This is a genomic window from Micromonospora haikouensis (genome assembly GCF_000876225.1).
Classification (GTDB): domain Bacteria; phylum Actinomycetota; class Actinomycetes; order Mycobacteriales; family Micromonosporaceae; genus Micromonospora; species Micromonospora haikouensis.
Genome location: NZ_JXSX01000001.1, coordinates 3,690,143 through 3,708,111, shown reverse-complemented (window position 1 = coordinate 3,708,111; position 17,969 = coordinate 3,690,143). Strand labels below are relative to the sequence as shown.

The 17,969-nt window shown below is 75.3% G+C and carries 14 protein-coding genes; 5 read left to right on the top strand and 9 right to left on the bottom strand.

The window, feature by feature from the left end; all coding sequences use genetic code 11:
• Window positions 1-18 precede the first annotated feature (18 nt).
• Both TK50_RS15190 and TK50_RS15185 read left to right on the top strand, forming a co-directional pair.
• Window positions 19-3,720 carry a non-ribosomal peptide synthetase gene (locus tag TK50_RS15190; RefSeq protein ID WP_043963324.1) on the top strand — a complete coding sequence of 1,234 codons (3,702 nt, stop codon included), beginning with the start codon at window positions 19-21 and terminating at the stop codon, window positions 3,718-3,720.
• Between the two features lie 116 nt (window positions 3,721-3,836).
• The gene (locus TK50_RS15185) at window positions 3,837-7,460 is read left to right on the top strand and encodes a non-ribosomal peptide synthetase (protein WP_043963323.1); all 3,624 of its coding nucleotides are present in this window, start codon (window positions 3,837-3,839) and stop codon (window positions 7,458-7,460) included.
• Here TK50_RS15185 and TK50_RS15180 read toward each other — a convergent pair.
• Window positions 7,441-7,983 carry a DUF6194 family protein gene (locus TK50_RS15180; RefSeq protein WP_063838579.1) on the bottom strand — a complete coding sequence of 181 codons (543 nt, stop codon included), beginning with the start codon at window positions 7,981-7,983 and terminating at the stop codon, window positions 7,441-7,443. The genes TK50_RS15185 and TK50_RS15180 overlap by 20 nt on opposite strands.
• Window positions 7,984-8,072: 89 nt before the next feature.
• Here TK50_RS15180 and TK50_RS15175 point away from each other — a divergent pair, with 89 nt between their 5' ends.
• A complete protein-coding gene (locus TK50_RS15175; protein ID WP_043963322.1) occupies window positions 8,073-8,852 on the top strand; it encodes a MerR family transcriptional regulator in 780 nt (259 codons plus the stop codon).
• 72 nt (window positions 8,853-8,924) lie between these two features.
• On the opposite strand, the gene TK50_RS15170 is transcribed toward TK50_RS15175, so the two are convergent.
• From TK50_RS15170 to TK50_RS15140, 7 genes are all read right to left on the bottom strand, one after another.
• Entirely contained in the window at window positions 8,925-9,599 is a 675-nt protein-coding gene (locus TK50_RS15170) for a RibD family protein (protein ID WP_255700278.1), read from the bottom strand.
• A 68-nt stretch (window positions 9,600-9,667) separates the two neighbouring features.
• Window positions 9,668-10,321, bottom strand: coding sequence for a GTP cyclohydrolase II (locus tag TK50_RS15165; RefSeq protein WP_043963321.1), 654 nt, complete (start codon window positions 10,319-10,321; stop codon window positions 9,668-9,670).
• 20 nt (window positions 10,322-10,341) lie between these two features.
• Window positions 10,342-11,418, bottom strand: a complete 1,077-nt coding sequence (locus tag TK50_RS15160) for a lysylphosphatidylglycerol synthase transmembrane domain-containing protein (RefSeq protein WP_082106331.1) — start codon at window positions 11,416-11,418, stop codon at window positions 10,342-10,344.
• Window positions 11,419-11,455: 37 nt separating this feature from the next.
• Window positions 11,456-12,283, bottom strand: a complete 828-nt coding sequence (locus tag TK50_RS15155; RefSeq protein ID WP_043964629.1) for a methyltransferase domain-containing protein — start codon at window positions 12,281-12,283, stop codon at window positions 11,456-11,458.
• Between the two features lie 110 nt (window positions 12,284-12,393).
• Window positions 12,394-13,419: a glycosyltransferase family 4 protein gene (locus tag TK50_RS15150; RefSeq protein WP_043964628.1), complete on the bottom strand. Its 1,026-nt coding sequence runs from the start codon at window positions 13,417-13,419 to the stop codon at window positions 12,394-12,396.
• Between the two features lie 86 nt (window positions 13,420-13,505).
• Window positions 13,506-13,904 carry a 6-pyruvoyl trahydropterin synthase family protein gene (locus TK50_RS15145; protein ID WP_043963320.1) on the bottom strand — a complete coding sequence of 133 codons (399 nt, stop codon included), beginning with the start codon at window positions 13,902-13,904 and terminating at the stop codon, window positions 13,506-13,508.
• Entirely contained in the window at window positions 13,892-14,887 is a 996-nt protein-coding gene (locus TK50_RS15140) for a zinc-dependent alcohol dehydrogenase (RefSeq protein WP_043963319.1), read from the bottom strand. The genes TK50_RS15145 and TK50_RS15140 overlap by 13 nt, the downstream gene beginning before the upstream one ends.
• A gap of 122 nt (window positions 14,888-15,009) precedes the next feature.
• On the opposite strand from TK50_RS15140, the gene TK50_RS15135 reads away from it, so the two are divergent.
• Both TK50_RS15135 and TK50_RS15130 read left to right on the top strand, forming a co-directional pair.
• The gene (locus tag TK50_RS15135; RefSeq protein WP_043963318.1) at window positions 15,010-15,768 is read left to right on the top strand and encodes a CDP-alcohol phosphatidyltransferase family protein; all 759 of its coding nucleotides are present in this window, start codon (window positions 15,010-15,012) and stop codon (window positions 15,766-15,768) included.
• A 32-nt stretch (window positions 15,769-15,800) separates the two neighbouring features.
• Window positions 15,801-17,645, top strand: a complete 1,845-nt coding sequence (locus TK50_RS15130) for a sulfatase-like hydrolase/transferase (RefSeq protein ID WP_199486031.1) — start codon at window positions 15,801-15,803, stop codon at window positions 17,643-17,645.
• Window positions 17,646-17,692: 47 nt separating this feature from the next.
• Here the strand turns inward: TK50_RS15130 and TK50_RS34410 are convergent, their stop codons facing one another.
• Window positions 17,693-17,944 (bottom strand): hypothetical protein, encoded by a 252-nt coding sequence (locus TK50_RS34410; RefSeq protein WP_063838578.1) that lies wholly within the window; start codon window positions 17,942-17,944, stop codon window positions 17,693-17,695.
• Between the last annotated feature and the right edge of the window lie 25 nt (window positions 17,945-17,969).

Below are 17,969 nucleotides of genomic sequence, written 5' to 3'. Positions count from 1 at the left end.
TGATCGGAGGTTTGGCTCATGTCTGTCGGGTCCGTTGGTGGTCAGGCCCAGGCTCCGGGGCTCGCCGGCCCCGGCACCGACTTCGAGGCCCTCGATCTGGTGGGTGATCTGCGTCGGCCGATGGGGTGGCCGGCGCGGGCGGGCTCGGTGTGGCGGGCGGTGCAATGGCCGGCCGGCGCGGCGGCGTCGGGCGCTGCCGTGGTGGCGGGACTGGTGGGGGTGTTGGCGCGGTATACGGGTCAGTCGGAGGTGGTCCTCGGGCTGGCCTCGGGTGGTGTGGTGCGGGTGGATGTGGCGGATGATCCGGGGTTTGGTGAGTTGCGGGGTCGGGTGGAGGCGGCGTTGGCGGCTCCGTTGTCGGCGGCGGATGCGGCGTCGGTGGGTCCGGTGGTGGTGGGGTTGGCCGATGGGCCGGTGGCCGAGGTGGGGCCGGGTGTGGTGGATACCGGTCTGGTGGTGTGGGTGGCCGGTGACGGTTCGGGTCTGCGGGTGGACTTTGCGGTGGAGGAGTTCTCGGACGGTTGGGTGCGGGGGTTTGTGGATGCGGTGGTGACGCTGGTGGTGGCGGGGTTGGGTGAGCCTGGGCGGGGGTTGTCGGGGTTGGGGTTGGTGTCGGCGGTGGAGCGGGATCGGTTGTTGGGGTGGGGTCGGGGTCCGGTGCGGGAGGTGCCGACCGTGCCGATTCACGAGTTGGTGGTGGGCTGGGCACGGCGGTCACCGGAGGCGGTGGCGGGCGTGGCTGGTGGCGAGGTGTTGACGTACGGGGAGTTGGAGCGCAGGTCGGGGTTGCTGGCGGGGTTTCTGCGGTCGGCGGGCGTCGGTGTGGGCGATGTGGTGTCGTTGGCGTTGGATCGGAGTTTGTGGACGTTGGTGGCGGCGTTGGGGGTGTTGCGGGCGGGTGCGGCGTATACGCCGATGGATGTGGCGTGGCCGGCGGAGCGGATGCGCCTGTTGTTGGCTGATCATGGTGCGCGGGTGGTGTTGACCGTGGGTGAGGTGGTGTCGCGGGTGCCGTGCCCGGGTGGGGTGCGGGTGGTGGCGTTGGACGAGGAGTGGCCGCAGATCGAGGCTGCCGGTCCGGTGGACCTGCCGACGGTGGGGGTGGATGGGCCGGCGTTCGTGATCTACACGTCGGGGTCGACGGGCACCCCGAAGGGTGTGGTGTTGACGCACGAGAAGCTGACGAACTTCCTGGCCTGGATGGCCGACGAGTGCGCCATCGGCCCCGACAGCAGAATGCTGCACTCGGCCGCGCCGGTCTTCGACGCCGCGTTCGGGGAGGTCTTCGCCACGCTCATCTCCGGTGGCCAGGTCGTCGTCTGCTCCCGCGACGACCTGCTCGACGTACGCCGGCTCACCGGGCTCATCGAGCGGCACGGCGTCACTCACACCTTCGGGCCCGCGACGAACGTCGCCCCGCTCGACCCGACGGCCTGCCCCAGCCTGCGCTGCGTCGTCCTCGGCGGCGAGGCCGCACCGCCGCAACTCGTCCAGCGCTGGCTGGCGGCGGGCGCCCGGGTCATCAACGCGTACGGGCCGGCGGAGGCGTCCGTGGCGTGCACCTGGTACGACGCCTCCACCGGCTGGGGCGGACCCTACGTACCCATCGGCTGGCCCATGCCCAACCGACAGATCCACATCGTCGACACCCACCTCAACCTCGTCCCCGCCGGCATGCCCGGCGAAATCCTCATCACCGGCCACGGCATCGCCGACGGCTACCTCAACCGCCCCGAACTCACCACCCAACGATTCGTCACCGACCCCCACACCGGCCAACACGCCTACCGCACCGGCGACCTCGCCCGCTGGAACACCACCGGCGCCCTCGAAATCCTCGGCCGCATCGACCACCAGATCAAAATCAACGGCATCCGCATCGAACTCGGCGAAATCGAAACCACCCTCGAACAACACCCCGACGTCACCACCGCCATCGTCACCCGCCGCGACGACAACAACACCCCCCGCCTCATCGCCTACGTCACCGGACGCGACGGACGTACCCCCACGCCGGAGGCGCTGCGCGAGCATGCCGCCGCCATCCTGCCGTCCTACATGGTCCCGGCGGTCGTCATGGTCCTGGACCGGTTCCCCGTCGGCGGCACCGGCAAGATCGACCGGGCTGCGCTCCCCGCCCCGGACGGCCGCCGCCCCGATCTCGGCGTCGACTACGTCGCACCTGGCACCGAGCACGAGCGACTCGTCGCCACGGTGTTCGCCACCGTCCTCGGCATCGACCGGGTCGGCGTCCACGACAGCTTCTTCGACCTCGGCGGCACGTCCCTGCAGTCGGCGGCCGTGGCCACCGGCATCGACGAGGCCGCCGACGTGGTCGTCCCCGTGTCCCAGATCCACCGCACCCCGACCCCGCACGCGCTCGCCGCGTGGCTCGCCACCGCGCCGCGGCGTACGGGCACCACCCCGGCCGCCGGCCAGGGCCGCCAGCGTCCCGGGCCGGTGCCCCTCGCGCAGCAGGTGGCCAAGTGCCTGATGTCGCCCCTGGAGGTCGTGGTCCCGGTGAGCTGGTGGGTCGAGGGCGACCTCGACCTGCGGGCGTTGATGGCCGCGCTCGGCGACGTGCACCGCCGGCACGAGGCCCTGCACGCCCGCTACCGACGGGTGGAGCCGCCGGTGGCGCTGGTCCCGGCGAACCCGGGTATGCCGCAACTGCTCCTGCTCACCGACGCCACCACCACCCAGGACGCCCTCGACCAACTCGCCGACGCCGTCCAACAACCCCTCGACTACACCCAGGGCCGCAACTGGCGCACCGCCATCATCCGCGACCGCTCCACCAACCGCACCCTCCTCGGCATCGGCATCCACCACATCGCCTTCGACGGCTGGTCCCACACCCTCCTCGTCCACGACCTCACCCACGCCTACACCGCTCGTAAGGCCGGACAGTCACCCACCTGGGACCATCCGGCGCCCACCCTCCGCCAGATCCACGACGAGTACGCCCGGCTCCGCGACGCCGCCGACCTGCCCGCCCAACGCGCATACTGGCGTGGCCAACTCCACGGCCTACCCCGGCAGGGCGACGGTGGGCCGACCGTGTCGCTGGAGCAGGCCCTCGCCTGGGGCCCGAAGGCCGGGCACACCGTGACGGTGCCGCCCGAGGTGATGCAGCGGTGGGACCGGGCCGCCCGGGAGCACCGGTTCAGCCGCTCCAGCTACTTCGTCGCCGCCTTCGCCACCGCCCTGCGCGCCGTCCACCACCAGGACGACATCGGCCTGCTGATGGTGGTCGCCAAGCGCGGCAGCCGGGTGCTCGACTCCGCGTTCACCACCCGACTCAACCTCAACTGCGTGCGGGTGCGCTTCGACGGGCCGCAGGACGACAAGCTCGTCCTGCGGGTCCACGAGACGGTCGCCGACCTGATGCGGGCGCAGGACGTGCCCTTCGCGGAGACCGCCGACGATCCCGCGGCCGGGCTCTCCAGCGAGGTGGTCGCCAGCCTGCCGACCTTCGTCTACCAGGACAACGTGGTGCTCCCGCTGGACCTGCCCGGCTGCCGCACCGAGGAGGTCGTCGACCCGTACGCCCGGGAGGTGTCCAACGGCCTCACCGTGGAGGTGCTGCCCCGCGCCGACCACGCCCTCCTGCGCGTCACCATCCGCACCGACTACCTGCCGTACCGCTTCGCCGAGGAGCTGAACGGCCACATGCTGCGCTTCCTCGAGGCCGGTCCCGCGCCGGCTCCGGGCCGCTGATCGAACGTCGTACCCCCTCATGCCGTGGGCGCGGACGGCCGCGTCCACGGGGTTTCCTGGTTTCCCGAACCGGCCCTGCCTACGGGCGACGCCGGTCCTGATCGGAGGTTTGGCTCATGTCTGTCGGGTCCGTTGGTGGTCAGGCCCAGGCTCCGGGGCTCGCCGGCCCCGGCACCGACTTCGAGGCCCTCGATCTGGTGGGTGATCTGCGTCGGCCGATGGGGTGGCCGGCGCGGGCGGGCTCGGTGTGGCGGGCGGTGCAATGGCCGGCCGGCGCGGCGGCGTCGGGCGCTGCCGTGGTGGCGGGACTGGTGGGGGTGTTGGCGCGGTACACGGGTCAGTCGGAGGTGGTCCTCGGGCTGGCCTCGGGTGGTGTGGTGCGGGTGGATGTGGCGGATGATCCGGGGTTTGGTGAGTTGCGGGGTCGGGTGGAGGCGGCGTTGGCGGCTCCGTTGTCGGCGGCGGATGCGGCGTCGGTGGGTCCGGTGGTGGTGGGGTTGGCCGATGGGCCGGTGGCCGAGGTGGGGCCGGGTGTGGTGGATACCGGTCTGGTGGTGTGGGTGGCCGGTGACGGTTCGGGTCTGCGGGTGGACTTTGCGGTGGAGGAGTTCTCGGACGGTTGGGTGCGGGGGTTTGTGGTTGCGGTGGGGACGCTGGTGGGGGCGGGGTTGGGTGAGCCTGGGCGGGGGTTGTCGAGGTTGGGGTTGGTGTCGGCGGTGGAGCGGGATCGGTTGTTGGGGTGGGGTCGGGGTCCGGTGCGGGGGGTGCCGGCCGTGCCGATTCACGAGTTGGTGGTGGGCTGGGCACGGCGGTCACCGGAGGCGGTGGCGGGCGTGGGTGGGGGCGATGTGGTGGCGTTGGCGTTGGATCGGAGTTTGTGGACGTTGGTGGCGGCGTTGGGGGTGTTGCGGGCGGGTGCGGCGTATACGCCGATGGATGTGGCGCGGCCGGCGGAGCGGATGCGCCTGTTGTTGGCTGAGTCTGGTGCGCGGGTGGTGTTGACCGTGGGTGAGGTGGTGTCGCGGGTGCCGTGCCCGGGCGCGGTGCGGGTGGTGGCGTTGGACGAGGAGGGGCCGCAGATCGAGGCTGCCGGTCCGGTGGACCTGCCGACGGTGGGGGCGGATGGGCCGGCGTTCGTGCTCTACACGTCGGGGTCGACGGGCACCCCGACGGGTGTGGTGTTGACGCACGAGAAGCTGACGAACTTCCTGGCCTGGATGGCCGACGAGTGCGCCATCGGCCCCGACAGCAGAATGCTGCACAGCTGCACGCCCGTGTTCGACGTGGCCCTGGGCGAGATCTTCACCGCACTCACCTCCGGTGCGACCGTCGTCGTCTGCTCCCGCGACGAGCTGCTCGACGCCCGCCGCCTCACCGACCTGATCGCCAAGCAGCAGGTGACCCACGCGTTCTGCCCGCCGACCAACCTGGCGGCCGTCGACCCGGCCGACTGCCCGAGCATGTCGTGCCTGACGCTCGCCGGGGAGCCGGTGCCGCCCCGGATGGCGCAGCGCTGGCTGGCCGCCGGCGTACGGCTGATCAACGCGTACGGGCCGGCGGAGGCGTCCGTGGCGTGCACCTGGTACGACGCCTCCACCGGCTGGGGCGGACCCTACGTACCCATCGGCTGGCCCATGCCCAACCGACAGATCCACATCGTCGACACCCACCTCAACCTCGTCCCCGCCGGCATGCCCGGCGAAATCCTCATCACCGGCCACGGCATCGCCGACGGCTACCTCAACCGCCCCGAACTCACCACCCAACGATTCGTCACCGACCCCCACACCGGCCAACACGCCTACCGCACCGGCGACCTCGCCCGCTGGAACACCACCGGCGCCCTCGAAATCCTCGGCCGCATCGACCACCAGATCAAAATCAACGGCATCCGCATCGAACTCGGCGAAATCGAAACCACCCTCGAACAACACCCCGACGTCACCACCGCCATCGTCACCCGCCGCGACGACAACAACACCCCCCGCCTCATCGCCTACGTCACCGGACGCGACGGACGCACGCCATCGGTGCCCGCGCTGCGCGAGCACGCGGCGGCGGTGCTGCCGTCCTACATGGTGCCGGCCGTCGTCATGGTCCTGGACCGGTTCCCCGTCGGCGGCACCGGCAAGATCAACCGGAGCGCCCTGCCCGCCCCCGACGCCCAGCGCCCCGACGTCGGCGTCGACTACGTCGCGCCCGGCACCGCCGACGAGCAGCTCGTCACCACGGCCTTCGCCACCGTCCTCGGCATCGACCGGGTCGGCGTCCACGACAGCTTCTTCGACCTCGGCGGCACCAGCCTCCAGTCCGCCGCCGTGGCCGCCGCACTCGACGAGGCCACCGACGCCGTCGTCCCCGTGTCCCAGATCCGCCGCACCCCCACGCCCCACGCGCTCGCCGCGTGGCTCACCACCGCGCCGCGTCGCCCCCGGGTCGAGGCGGAACCGTCGGGTGCCGCCCGCTCCGGGCCGGCGAAGCCGGTGCCGCTGACGCTGTCGGTCGCCAAGTGCGTCTGGCTCCCCTTCGAGCTGGTCTGCCCGACCACCTGGTGGGTGGAGGGTGAGCTCAATCTGCGGGCGTTGATGGCCGCGCTCGGCGACGTGCACCGCCGGCACGAGGCACTGCACGCCCGCTACCGACGCGTCGACCCACCCGTCGCGATCATCCCGCCCAACCCCGGCATGCCCCAACTGCTCCTGCTCACCGACGCCACCACCACCCAGGACGCCCTCGACCAACTCGCCGACGCCGTCCAACAACCCCTCGACTACACCCAGGGCCGCAACTGGCGCACCGCCATCATCCGCGACCGCTCCACCAACCGCACCCTCCTCGGCATCGGCATCCACCACATCGCCTTCGACGGCTGGTCCCACACCCTCCTCGTCCACGACCTCACCCACGCCTACACCGCCCGCCTCGCCGGCAAGGCCCCCGAATGGGACCGCCCCGCGCCCACCCTCCGCCAGACCTACGACGAGTACGCCCGGCTCCACGACGCCGCCGACCTGCCCACCCAACGCGCATACTGGCGCACCCAACTCCACGGCCTCCCCCGCCAGGGCGACGGCGAGCTCAAGGTGCCGCTGGAGCAGGCCCTCGCCTGGGGCCCGAAGGCCGGGCACATCCTCACCGTCAGCCCGCAGGTCCTGCAGCGCTGGGACCAGGCGGCCCGGGAGCACCGGTTCAGCCGCTCCAGCTACTTCGTCGCCGCCTTCGCCACCGCCCTGCGCGCCGTCCACCACCAGGACGACATCGGCCTGCTCATGATCGTGGCCAAGCGCGGCAGCCGCGTCCTCGACTCCGCGTTCACCACCCGGATCAACTCCAACTGCGTGCGGGTCCGGTTCGAGCCCGGTCAGGACCTGATCCGGCACGTCCAGCAGACCGTCGACGAGCTGATGGCCGCCCAGGACGTGCCGTTCTCGGAGAGCGCCGCGGACCCGGCCGTCGGGCTGCCCAGCGAGGTCGTCGCCGGCCTGCCCGGCTTCGCGTACCAGGACAACGTGGTGCTCCCGCTGGACCTGCCCGGCTGCCGCACCGAGGAGGTCGTCGAACCGTACGCCCGGGAGGTGATGAGCGGGCTCACCGTCGAGGCGATCCCCCGCCACGCCGACGCCCTGCTGCGCATCACGATCCGCACCGACCTGCTGCCGTTCGCCCTCGCCGAGGAGCTGGGCGCCCACATGCTGCGCTTCCTCGAAGCGGGCCCCCAGGTCACCGGCCCGGCGCGCTGAGGGTCCCGCCCCCGTGCGGCCCCGGGCGGCCGCCGGCCCGCCGGTGCCGGTCGACCGCCCGGGCGTGCGCGTGGGCGATCAGCCGGTCCACCTCCGGGAGCAGGTCGACGCCGGGACACAGGACGCACGCCCAGCCGTGCAGGCCGTACGCGGGGTGGGGCATGATCTCGCCCTGCCGGGTGAAATCGATGCCGGCCCGGTGGTCGGGAAAGCGCGCGGGCGGGTAGCCGAACCGGCGCTGGAACTCGGCACGGCCCAGTTCGACGTTGAGGCGGTGGACGTCGGGCCGGTCGAGGCGCGAGTCCTCGTCGAACCCGGGCGTGTCGTGCGCGACGATCGTGGCGAACGGCCGGCGGCGGTCCGGGCCGACGAAGAAGAACCGCTCGCCCCAACTGGCCGGCGGTGCGCCCGACGCCGCGTCGGCCCGCACCTGCGTGACTGCGGGCAGCGCGAGGATCCGCTGGGCGAGGTCGGCCTCGGTCGGGAGGCCGGCGGCGGGGACGCTCGGGGGAGGCTGGCTCATGACCTCTACCGTATCGTTGAACTCCCTTGTGAAGCTCGCGCCGAGAATCAGGCGGCGGAGCCGGCGGTAAGCATCAAACGGGAGGTCGGGTGCGCAGGAGTTCCTACCGGCCGGCCGACCTCGCGCGCGAGCACGGCATCTCGACGCAGACGGTCCGCAACTACGAGCGCGACGGGGTGCTGCCCCCGGCCCGGCGCACGCCCAGCGGCTACCGCGCCTACACGGCCGTGCACGTCCGGGCGTTGCGCGCCTACCTGGCGCTGATCCCGGCGCACGGGTACGCCGCCAGCGGCGAGATCATGCGCGCCGTCAACGCCGGTGACCTGGACGCCGCCCTGCGGGCGATCGACCGCAGCCACGCCCAGCTGCTGCGCGACCGGGAGACGCTCGACGCCGTCGAGGTGGCCGTGGGCCTGCTCACGCGGCCACCGGCGGCGAGCCGACCCGACCGGCCCCCGACGTCCCGTCCCGACCTGTCACCGGTGGGCGGCCCCCACCAGCCACCGACGGGCCGACCCGAGCGGCCGCTGGCGATCGGTGGTCTCGCCCGCCGGGTCGGCGTGACCCCGGCGGCCCTGCGCAAGTGGGAACGGGCCGGCATCCTCGCGCCGAGCCGGGGTCAGGCCACCGGCTACCGCCTCTACTCGGCCGACGACGTGCGCGACGCCGAGTTGGCCCACCTGCTGCGGCGCGGCGGCTACCGGCTGGACCACATCGCCACGGTCGTGCGGCAGGTCCGCGACGCGGCCGGCACCGAGCCGCTGGCCGAGTCCCTGGAGAACTGGCGGCGGCGGCTCACCGACCGGGGCCGCGCCATGCTCACCGCCGCCGCGCGACTCGCGGAGCACCTGTCCCCGCCGGACGACTGACCCGCGCGGCGGGCCAACCCCCGCAGCCTGCGCGGGTGACCGCAGCAGGCACCCGCGCGGCGACCGGGCCGGTCACGCGCCGGGGCAGCGCCCGGACAGGGCGTAGCGCAGCAGGACGACGTCGCCGATCTGGCGGACCTCCGCCAGGCCCGCGCGGCGGCCGGGGTGCCACGGGAACCGGCCCTCGCCGGGGAAGCGTGGCGCGCGGCGGTCGCCGACGAAGAACGGGGCGACCACCAGGTGCAGCTCGTCGGCGAGGCCGGCGCCGAGGAACAGGGCGTGCACGGCCGCGCCGCCCTCCACCATGAGCCGGCGCACCCCCCGGGCGGCCAGGTCGGCCAGCACCCGGCAGGGGTCGACCGGGTCGCCGCCGTCGGCGACGGTGGCCAGGCCGCCGAGCCGGTGCCGGGTCCGCGCCAGCACGGACGTGGCACAGTAGACGACCCGTTCGGCGTCCCCGACGGTGAAGAACCGGGCCGCCGGGTCGAGGTCGCCGCTCGCGGTGACGGTCACCTTCGTCGGCGACGGCGGCAGGCCGCGCGCGGCCCGCTCGGTGCGCCGCTGCGGCGAGCGGATCACCAGGCGCGGATCGTCGGCCCGGACGGTGGCCGCGCCGACGAGGATCGCGTCGCACCCGGCCCGCACGGCGTCGACCCGGTCCAGGTCCGCCTCGTTGGACAGCAGCAGCCGCTGGTCGCTGGCGTCGTCGATGTAGCCGTCGATCGACATGGCGCAGCTGAGCAGCACGTACGGCCGGGGCGTGGCGGGCGCGCCGGCGGCCGGCGCGGCGTCCTGCGGGGTCGGCGCGGCGGCGGTCACCGGACGAACGGGAGGTCGATGGTGTGGGCGGCGCGGTCCACCTTGGCCGCGAGGTAGCCGGCGTTGGCGTCGGACAGGTGCAGCCCGGTGGGCACCCGCTCGGCCACCTCGATGCCGAGCCGGCGCAGCTGGTCGGCCTTGTCCGGGTTGTTGCTGAGCAGGGCCACCCGCTCGGCGCCGAGGGCCGCCAGCATCTGCGCGGCGACCGTGTAGTCCCGTTCGTCCGCGCCCCGCCCCAGGGCCAGGTTCGCCTCGTAGGTGTCCAGCCCGGCGTCCTGCAGGGCGTACGCGTCGAGCTTGGCGTAGAGGCCGATGCCGCGCCCCTCCTGGCGCAGGTAGAGCAGGAGCCCACCGGCGGCGGCGATCCGCTCGACCGCCTCGCGCAACTGCGGCCCGCAGTCGCACCGCTGGCTGCCGAACACGTCCCCGGTCAGGCACTCGCTGTGCGGGCGGACCAGCGGCGGTGACCCGCCGGCGGCGGCCCGGTCCACCGCGACCGACCAGTCACCGAGCCCGAACGCGAGGTGCTCCCGGCCGTCCACGAGGCCGTGGAACGAGAACACCCGGGCGGTGGTGGCGTAGCCGTCGGGGAAGCGCAGCGGGACCGTCACCTGGGTCCGGATGGTCGCGACGGGCAGTGCTTCGGACATCGGTCTCCTTCGTCGGACGGTCAACCGTGCACGCCGGTGCGCGCCGGACGCGACACCCACCGGGCGGCGCGGGCGGTGGCGACGGGGGCCGGGGACACGACGGCGGTCGCCGCGGGTGGCGGAAGCCGGCGGGCCAGCAGCACCACGCCCCCGGGCAGGCTCGCCACCAGCGCCAACGCCCCGTACACGGTGGCGGCGGCAACGCCCTCGGCGGCGGTCAGGCCGGCGGCGGCGAACGCCCACGCGGCCACCCCCTCGCGCGGCCCGAACCCGCCCACGTTCAGCGGCAGGATCATCGCGAGCAGCGCGAGCAGCGTCAGCGGCAGCAGCCGGGACAGCGGCGCGTCGACGCCCGCCGTGCGGGCCGCGACGACGAACGTGGCCAGGTGGCCCGCCAGCACCACGGCGGAGGCGACCAGCACGCCGGCCCAGGTCCGCCGGCCCAGCACGCCGGAGCGGACGTCGGCCACGGCGGTGCGCAGCGCCCGCGCCCACCGCGACGCCCCCGACCGGGGCGCGACGCGACCCAGCAGCACCGCGCCCAGGCCGGCGGCGACGACCAGCCCCGCCGCCGCCGGCAGGTGCTGCCGCACCGGCGACGGGAACGCGGCCAGCACGCCCACCGCGAGGACCACCGTGACCGCCTGGCCGGCCGTGCGCTCCCAGACCACGGCCCGCACGCCCCGGCCGACGTCCCCGCAGTCGCGGCCGTGACGCACCGCGCGGTCGACGTCGCCGAGCACCCCGCCGGGCAGGGTGGAGTTGAGGAACACGGCCCGGTAGCAGTGCGCCACCGCCTCGCGCAGCGGCAGCCGGACGCCCAGCCCGGCGGCGACCAGGCTCCACCGCCACGCGGCGCAGACGGTGGTGACCAGGCCGATGCCGAGCGCCGCCGCGACGGCCGCGCCGTCGATCAGGCGCAGCCCGGCGACGAACGGGCCGCTGCCCAGCCGCCAGAGCAGGGCCGCCAGCACCGCGACCCCGGCAAGGGTGCGCGCCCACCCCCAGAACGACCGGGGCAGCCGGCCGACGCGTGTGGCGGGCGACGCCGCCGGTTCCGTGCTCGCTGGCAAACCCGGACCTCCCTGCACGATCATCTTCCCTCCGGGTTCACGTGTGGCACGCCCGGATGGTTCACCCGCAGCCGGCGAGCAGGTCGGCGTGGTCGACCAGGACGTCGAGCGTACCGGCGTGGGCGGCGGCCCGCCGGGTTCGGCCGTACGCCGTGGTCCGCCCGGTCAGCTCGGGCCGCTGCTCGCGGGCGGCGCCCAGCCAGCCGGTGAACCACTCGGCGGTCAGCTCGGCGCGGTCCGGGCCGAGCCGCCACGGGCTGGGCCGGGTCAGCACGTCGACGCCCCGGCGGGCGAACGCGGCCACGCAGGCGGCGACGGCGTCGGGGCCGAGCAGCGCGCCCCGGCCGAGGGCGACGCGCCGCTGGTGGTCGTCGAACGCGGCGGCGACCTCGGCGTCCAGCGGGTCGGCGGGGGTCAGCCGCACCCGGCCGACCACGGTGAGGGTGAACAGCGTGGGCCGGCCGGCGCAGGCCGCCACGATCCGCTCGACCTCCTCGGCGGTGAGCATGTCCAGCAGCGCCGACGCGGTGACCAGGGACGCGTCGGCGAGGTCGGCGGCGGACAGCCGGGTGATGTCACCCTGCCGGGTCTCCACGGTGACCTCGCCGCCGCCGGAGGCGGCGAGGCCCGCCAGGGCGGCCCGGGCCCGCTCCAGCAGGCCGGGGTCGCGGTCGTGGAGCACCCAGTGCTGCGGGCCGGGCAGCCGGGGGGCCAGCCAGCGCCCCATCGACCCGGTGCCGGCGCCCAGGTCGTGGATCACGACCGGCCGGTCGCCGGCGAGGCGTCGGCGCACCGGTGCCAGCAGGTCCACCGCGCGGGCCGCCGCGTCGGCGGGCTCCCGCAGTCGCAGCCAGCCGGCGAAGGCGGCGGTGTCGTCGCCGTCGCTCATGTGCCCCGCCGCACCGTCGTGGCCGTCGTCGCGCGTGCGGACCGTCGGGTTCCCGGTGCCGTGGCCGTCGCGCGGGTGGGCCGTCGGGCCCCCGCCGCCATGGGCGTCGCTCATGTCGCCGCTCCCTTCAGGACCGCCGCGAGGATGGTGGAGGTGGTCGACCAGTCGGTCAGGGCCGGCCGGCGGGCGCGGGCGGCGCGGCGCAGCCGCTCCCGCAGGCCGGCGTCGCCCAGCCAGGCGCGCAGCGCGCCGGCCAGCGCCGCCGGGTCGTCGGGCGGCACCAGCAGGCCGGGACGTACGCCGTCGGGGGCGTGGCCCAACGCCTCGGGCACGCCGCCGACGTCCGTGGCCAGCACCGGGATGCCCCGCGCGAGGGCCTCGGTGACGACCATCCCGTACGTCTCGCCGCGCGAGGCCAGCACCAGCAGGTCGGCGGCGGCGTACGCGGCGGCGAGGGCGGGGCCGGTGCGCGGGCCGAGCAGTTCCACCCGCCCGGTCAGGCCGGACCCGTCGGCCTGCCGGCGCAGCCGCCGCACGTGGGCGGGGTCGCGGGTCAGCGTGCCGACGCAGGCGCACCGCCACGGCAGGTCCGCCACCGCCGCCAGGGCCGCCAGCAGCACGTCGTGCCCCTTGTGCGGGGCGAGGGCCGCGACGCAGAGCAGCGCCGTACCGGCGGCCGTGCCGGCGACCGGTGGCGCGGGGTCGACCCCCGGCACGGCGACGTGGACCCGGTCGGCGGGCAGCCCGTACCGGTCGAGCAGTCGGCGGCGGGTCCACTCGCTGGTGGCGACGGCGGCCGTGGCGGCGGCCAGGGCGCGGGCCTCGGCGGCGTCGTCGCGCGGCATGTGGACCAGCACGACGAGCCGCAGCCGGTCGGCCTGCGCCTCCAGCTCCTGCGGCGTGACCGAGACGACGAGGCCGTCGAGCAGCACCACCGCGCCGTCGGGCAGGGCGGCGAGCCGGGCGGCGAGGTCGGCCCGCGCGGCCGGGCCGGGCGTCGGCCAGTCACCGGGCACCGGATGCTCGTGGACCCGCCAGCCGGCGTCGGCCAGCCCGGCGCAGACCCGCCGGTCGTAGTGGTTGCCGCCGCTGGGCGTGGCCGGGTCGTCGATGTCTCCGGGGAGCACCACGTGCACCTCGGGACGGGCGCCGGCGGGAGCCGCCCCGCCGGCCGGGACGCCCCCGCCGGCCGGGACGCCCCCGCCGGCCGGGGCCGGGGCTGTCACAGGGGCCGCTCGTAGCTGGCCCAGGCGACGTGCGACTCGTGCAGGGTGACGGTGATCCCGGCCAGTCCCCGCGCGCCCGCGCCGAGATCGCCGGCGTGCACCCGGTCGGCGAGCCGGTCGGCGACCGTGCGGGCCAGCACCTCCGTGGTCGTGTTGACCCCGGCGAACGCGGGCTCGTCGTCGAGGTTGCGGTAGGTCAGCTCGCCGAGGACGGCGCGCAGCTGCTCGGTGGCCAGGCCGATGTCGACGACGATGCCGTCGGCGTCCAGGTCGGGGCGGCGGAACGTGGCGTCGACGACGAACGTGGCCCCGTGCAGGCGCTGCGCCGGGCCGAAGACGTCACCGCGGAAGCTGTGGGCGATCATCATGTGATCGCGGACGGTCACGCTGAACACGGGTCACTCTCCTGGTAGGTGATGAGGTGGCACAGGGCGGGCAGGCTGCCGTCGGTGAGCCCGGCGAGCACGTCGGGCAGTTCCGCGAACGGCGAGCTGCCGGTGATCAACGCGTCGAACGCGGGGTCGGCGAGCAGTTCGAGGGCGAGGGCGAGCCGGTCGGCGTACGTGCGGCTGCCCCGGCGGGCCGGGGCGACCATGCCCACCTGGCTGCTGCGTACGGTCAACCGGCCGGAGTGGAACGCCCCGCCCAGCGACAGCCGCACCGCGCGGTCGCCGTACCAGCTCAGCTCCAACGCCGTGCCTTCCGGGGCGAGCAGCTCCAGCGACCGCTGGAGCCCCTCGGACGTGGCGCTGGCGTGCACCACCAGGTCGCGCCCGCCGGTGGCCCGCTCGGGGGTGGCGAAGTCGACGCCGAGCGCGGCGGCGACGGCGGCCCGGGCGGGGTCGGCGTCGACCAGTTCGACCCGTACCCCGGGGAAGCGGGCGAGCAGCGCGGCGACCCCGCAGCCGACCATGCCCGCGCCGACGACGCTCACCCGGTCGCCGATCAGCGGCGGGGCGTCCCACAGGGCGTTCACGGCGGTCTCCACGGTGCCGGCGAGCACCGCGCGGGCCGCCGGCACCCCGTCGGGCACCGGCACCACGGCCGAGGCGGGCACGACGTACGCGCTCTGGTGCGGGTGCAGGCAGAACACGGTCCGCCCGCGCAGCTCGGCCGGGCCCTGCTCGACGACGCCGACGCTGAGGTAGCCGTACTTCACGGGGGCCGGGAAGTCGCCCTCCTGGAACGGGGCGCGCATCGCGGTGTGCTGGTCGACGGGGACCCGGCCGGCGAAGACGAGGGTCTCGGTGCCGCGGCTGACCCCCGAGTAGCGGGCGCGCACCAGCACCTCGTCGGGGGCGGGGGCGGGCAGCACCGCGGGGCGGATCTCCCCCACCCCGGGCTCACGCAGCCAGAACGCGTACGCCTCGCCGGTCACCGGAATGTCCTCGTCGCCACCGTCGTCCTCCTCGCCCGCCGAACCATTTGGCCGGCAGATCCGTGTTGTCTGTCGACAGCCCGTCGAACAGCAGTCTCTCGATCATCAAACACGGAGGCACGGTGCGCAGGGTTCAACACGGTCCGCTGGCAGGACTGGTCAGCCTGTTCGTCCTGCTGGCGGGGATCGGCGCGACCGTCGGCCTCGGCCCGGCGGGCTGGCTCGCCGGCACGGCGTACGGGATGGTCCTGTGCGGGCTGCTCGCCCGGGCGCTGCGCGGGGCGGGCGGCTCCGGCCTGGGGCCGGCGGACGTGGTGACGTTGGGCCGGGCGGTGCTGATCGGCGGGGTGACGGCGCTGGTGGCCGACGGGTTCACCCGGGCCGCGCCGGTGCCGTTGCTGGTCGGCCTCGCCGCCGTGGCGCTGCTGCTGGACGCCGTCGACGGGCAGGTGGCGCGGCGCACCGGCACCGCAAGCGACCTCGGGGCCCGGTTCGACATGGAGGTCGACGCGTACCTCATCCTGCTGCTGGGCGTGCAGCTCGCGCCCACGGCCGGGGTCTGGGTGCTCGCCCTGGGCGCGATGCGGTACGCCTTCGTGGTGGCCGGCTGGACGTCGCCGTGGCTGCGCGGGACGTTGCCGCCGCGGCAGTGGCGTAAGGTCGTCGCCGCGCTCCAGGGCATCGTCCTGGTCGTCGCCGCGGCCGGGGTCCTGCCGCCGGTCGGGGCGACGGTGCTGCTGGCCGGGGCGTTCGCGCTGCTCGTCGAGTCCTTCGGGCGCGACGTGGGGTGGCTGTGGCGGCACCGCCCGGTCGCCGCGACCGACGGCGCGGCCCTGCGCCGGGACGAGCCGGTCCGGGTGCCGGCCCACCTGCCGGCCTGACCGCCCACCCCCTGCACGGGAGAGAAGACGACGTGACGAACCACACGGGCGACCCGACCGACGCGGCCGGCGACGACCCGCCCCGCGCCACCGGCGACGGCACGACGGGCGCCACGGGCAGCGGCACGACCGGCGACGAGACGACCGACGCCACTGGCGACGGCACGGGAGGCGACGAGGGTCGGCGCGCGGCGGACGACGCGGGCCGGCCGGTCGAGGTGCCGGGGCGGGGTCGACGGGTCCGCCGGGCGGTCGGCGGCCCCCTGGCCGCGCTGCTCGTGGCCGCCGCCCTCACCGCGCCGGACCAGTTGCGGGAGCTGAGCCCGGCCGCGTTCCTGCGGCTGCCGGTCGAGGCGCTGATCGTCGCCGCCGCCCTGCTCGCCCTGCCGCCGCGCCCCCGCCGGGTGGTCGCCGCCCTGACCGGGGCCGCCCTGGGGCTGGTCACCGTGGTCAGGCTCATCGACCTGGGCTTCCAGGTCGCCTGGGACCGCCCCTTCGACCTGGTGTCGGACTGGGTGCTGTTCGACGACGCGTACGCGTTCCTCGCCGGCTCGGTCGGCCGGGCCGGCGCGGTCGGCGCCGCCGTGGGCGTCGTGCTGCTCGCCGTGGGCCTGCTCGTGGCGCTGGCGCTGGCCGCGCTGCGCCTGGCCACGCTGCTCGCCCGGCACGACACCGGGGCGAGAAGGGCCGTCGCGGCGCTGACCGTCGGCTGGGTCGCCTGCGCCGCCCTCGGGGTGCGGATCGTCCCCGGGGTGCCGGTGGCCGACAGCGGCGCGACCGCCCTGGTCCGCTACCACGCGGACCAGGTGCGCGGCGGGCTGTCCGACGGCGACGTGTTCGCCGCCGAGGTCGCCGCCGACCGGTTCCGGGACACGCCGGGTGACCAGCTGCTGACGGCGCTGCGCGGCAAGGACGTCGTCGTCGCGTTCGTCGAGAGCTACGGCCGCGACGCGGTGGAGGAGCCGGAGTTCGCGCAGGTCGGCACGGTGCTCGACGAGGGCACCCGGCGGCTGCGGGCGGCCGGGTTCACCTCCCGCAGCGCGTACCTGACGTCCCCGACGGCGGGCGGCGGAAGCTGGCTGGCCCACGCCACGCTGCTGTCCGGGCTGTGGATCGACAGCCAGCAGCGGCACCGCAGTCTGCTCGCCACCGACCGGCTCACCCTCGGCGGGGCGTTCCAGCGGGCGGGCTGGCGGACCGTCGGGGTGATGCCCGGCGCGCTGGCCGACTGGCCGGAGGGGAAGTTCTACGGCTACGACCAGTTCTACCCGGCCCGGGAGCTGGGCTACCGGGGGCCGAAGCTGGGCTACTTCCTCATGCCGGACCAGTACGCCCTGTCGGAGCTGCAGCGCCGCGAGCGGTCGGCCCCCGGCCACCCGCCGGTGATGGCCGAGATCCCGCTGACGTCCAGCCACTCACCGTGGACGTCGTTCCCCCGGGTCATCGACTGGGACGACGTGGGCGACGGCTCGGTCTACCACCGCAACTCGGCGGTGGCCGACGTCGGCGGCAAGCCGGTGCGCCGCACCGCCGCCCAGATCCGCGCGGACTACCGGCGCACCGTCGAGTACACGCTGAAGTCGCTGATCTCCTACGTGGAGACCTACGGCGACGACGACCTGGTGCTGGTCTTCCTCGGCGACCACCAGCCCTCCCCGGTCGTCACCGGCGAGGACGCCAGCCGGGACGTGCCGGTCACCGTCGTGGCCCGCGACCCGAAGGTGGTCGACCGGATCGACGGCTGGCAGTGGCAGGACGGGCTGCGGCCCGGTCCGGGCGCGCCGGTGTGGCGGATGGACACCTTCCGGGACCGCTTCCTCACGACGTTCGGGTCCCAGCCCGACCCCGGGGCGCCGCCGGCCGCCGCGCCGCGCTGACCGCGGTGCCGTTCGGGCCGGTCAGGCCGCTGTGGCGCCGGGGGCGGTCAGGCCGCCTCCCGCCCGGAGCGGGGGTGTTCGGGCCGGGCCGGCGCGGCGGGTCGGGGACGGGGCGCGGGGGCCTGCGCTCCCGTTGCGGCGTCGCCCCGGGCCAGCCGCATGGCGCGCTCGGCGTTCAGCAGCGGGTCGCACGGGGCCTGCCGGCCGCCGCAGAGCAGGTTCTGGCAGCGGCCGGTGGCGTCGGGCTGGTGTGCCTCGGCGACGTCGTACGCCAGCCGCCACAGCAGCGTGTCCGTCACGTCGCTCGGCGGAGCCGTGTCGTGA

Bases quoted from the DNA above. Each gene is read 5' to 3' on its own strand.
- TK50_RS15180 (WP_063838579.1), bottom strand. From the start codon at position 7,983: ATGAGCCAGCCTCCCCCGAGCGTCCCCGCCGCCGGCCTCCCGACCGAG.
- TK50_RS15155 (WP_043964629.1), bottom strand. From the start codon at position 12,283: ATGAGCGACGGCGACGACACCGCCGCCTTCGCCGGCTGGCTGCGACTG.
- TK50_RS15165 (WP_043963321.1), bottom strand. From the start codon at position 10,321: ATGTCCGAAGCACTGCCCGTCGCGACCATCCGGACCCAGGTGACGGTC.
- TK50_RS15160 (WP_082106331.1), bottom strand. From the start codon at position 11,418: ATGATCGTGCAGGGAGGTCCGGGTTTGCCAGCGAGCACGGAACCGGCG.
- TK50_RS15190 (WP_043963324.1), top strand. From the start codon at position 19: ATGTCTGTCGGGTCCGTTGGTGGTCAGGCCCAGGCTCCGGGGCTCGCC.
- TK50_RS15185 (WP_043963323.1), top strand. From the start codon at position 3,837: ATGTCTGTCGGGTCCGTTGGTGGTCAGGCCCAGGCTCCGGGGCTCGCC.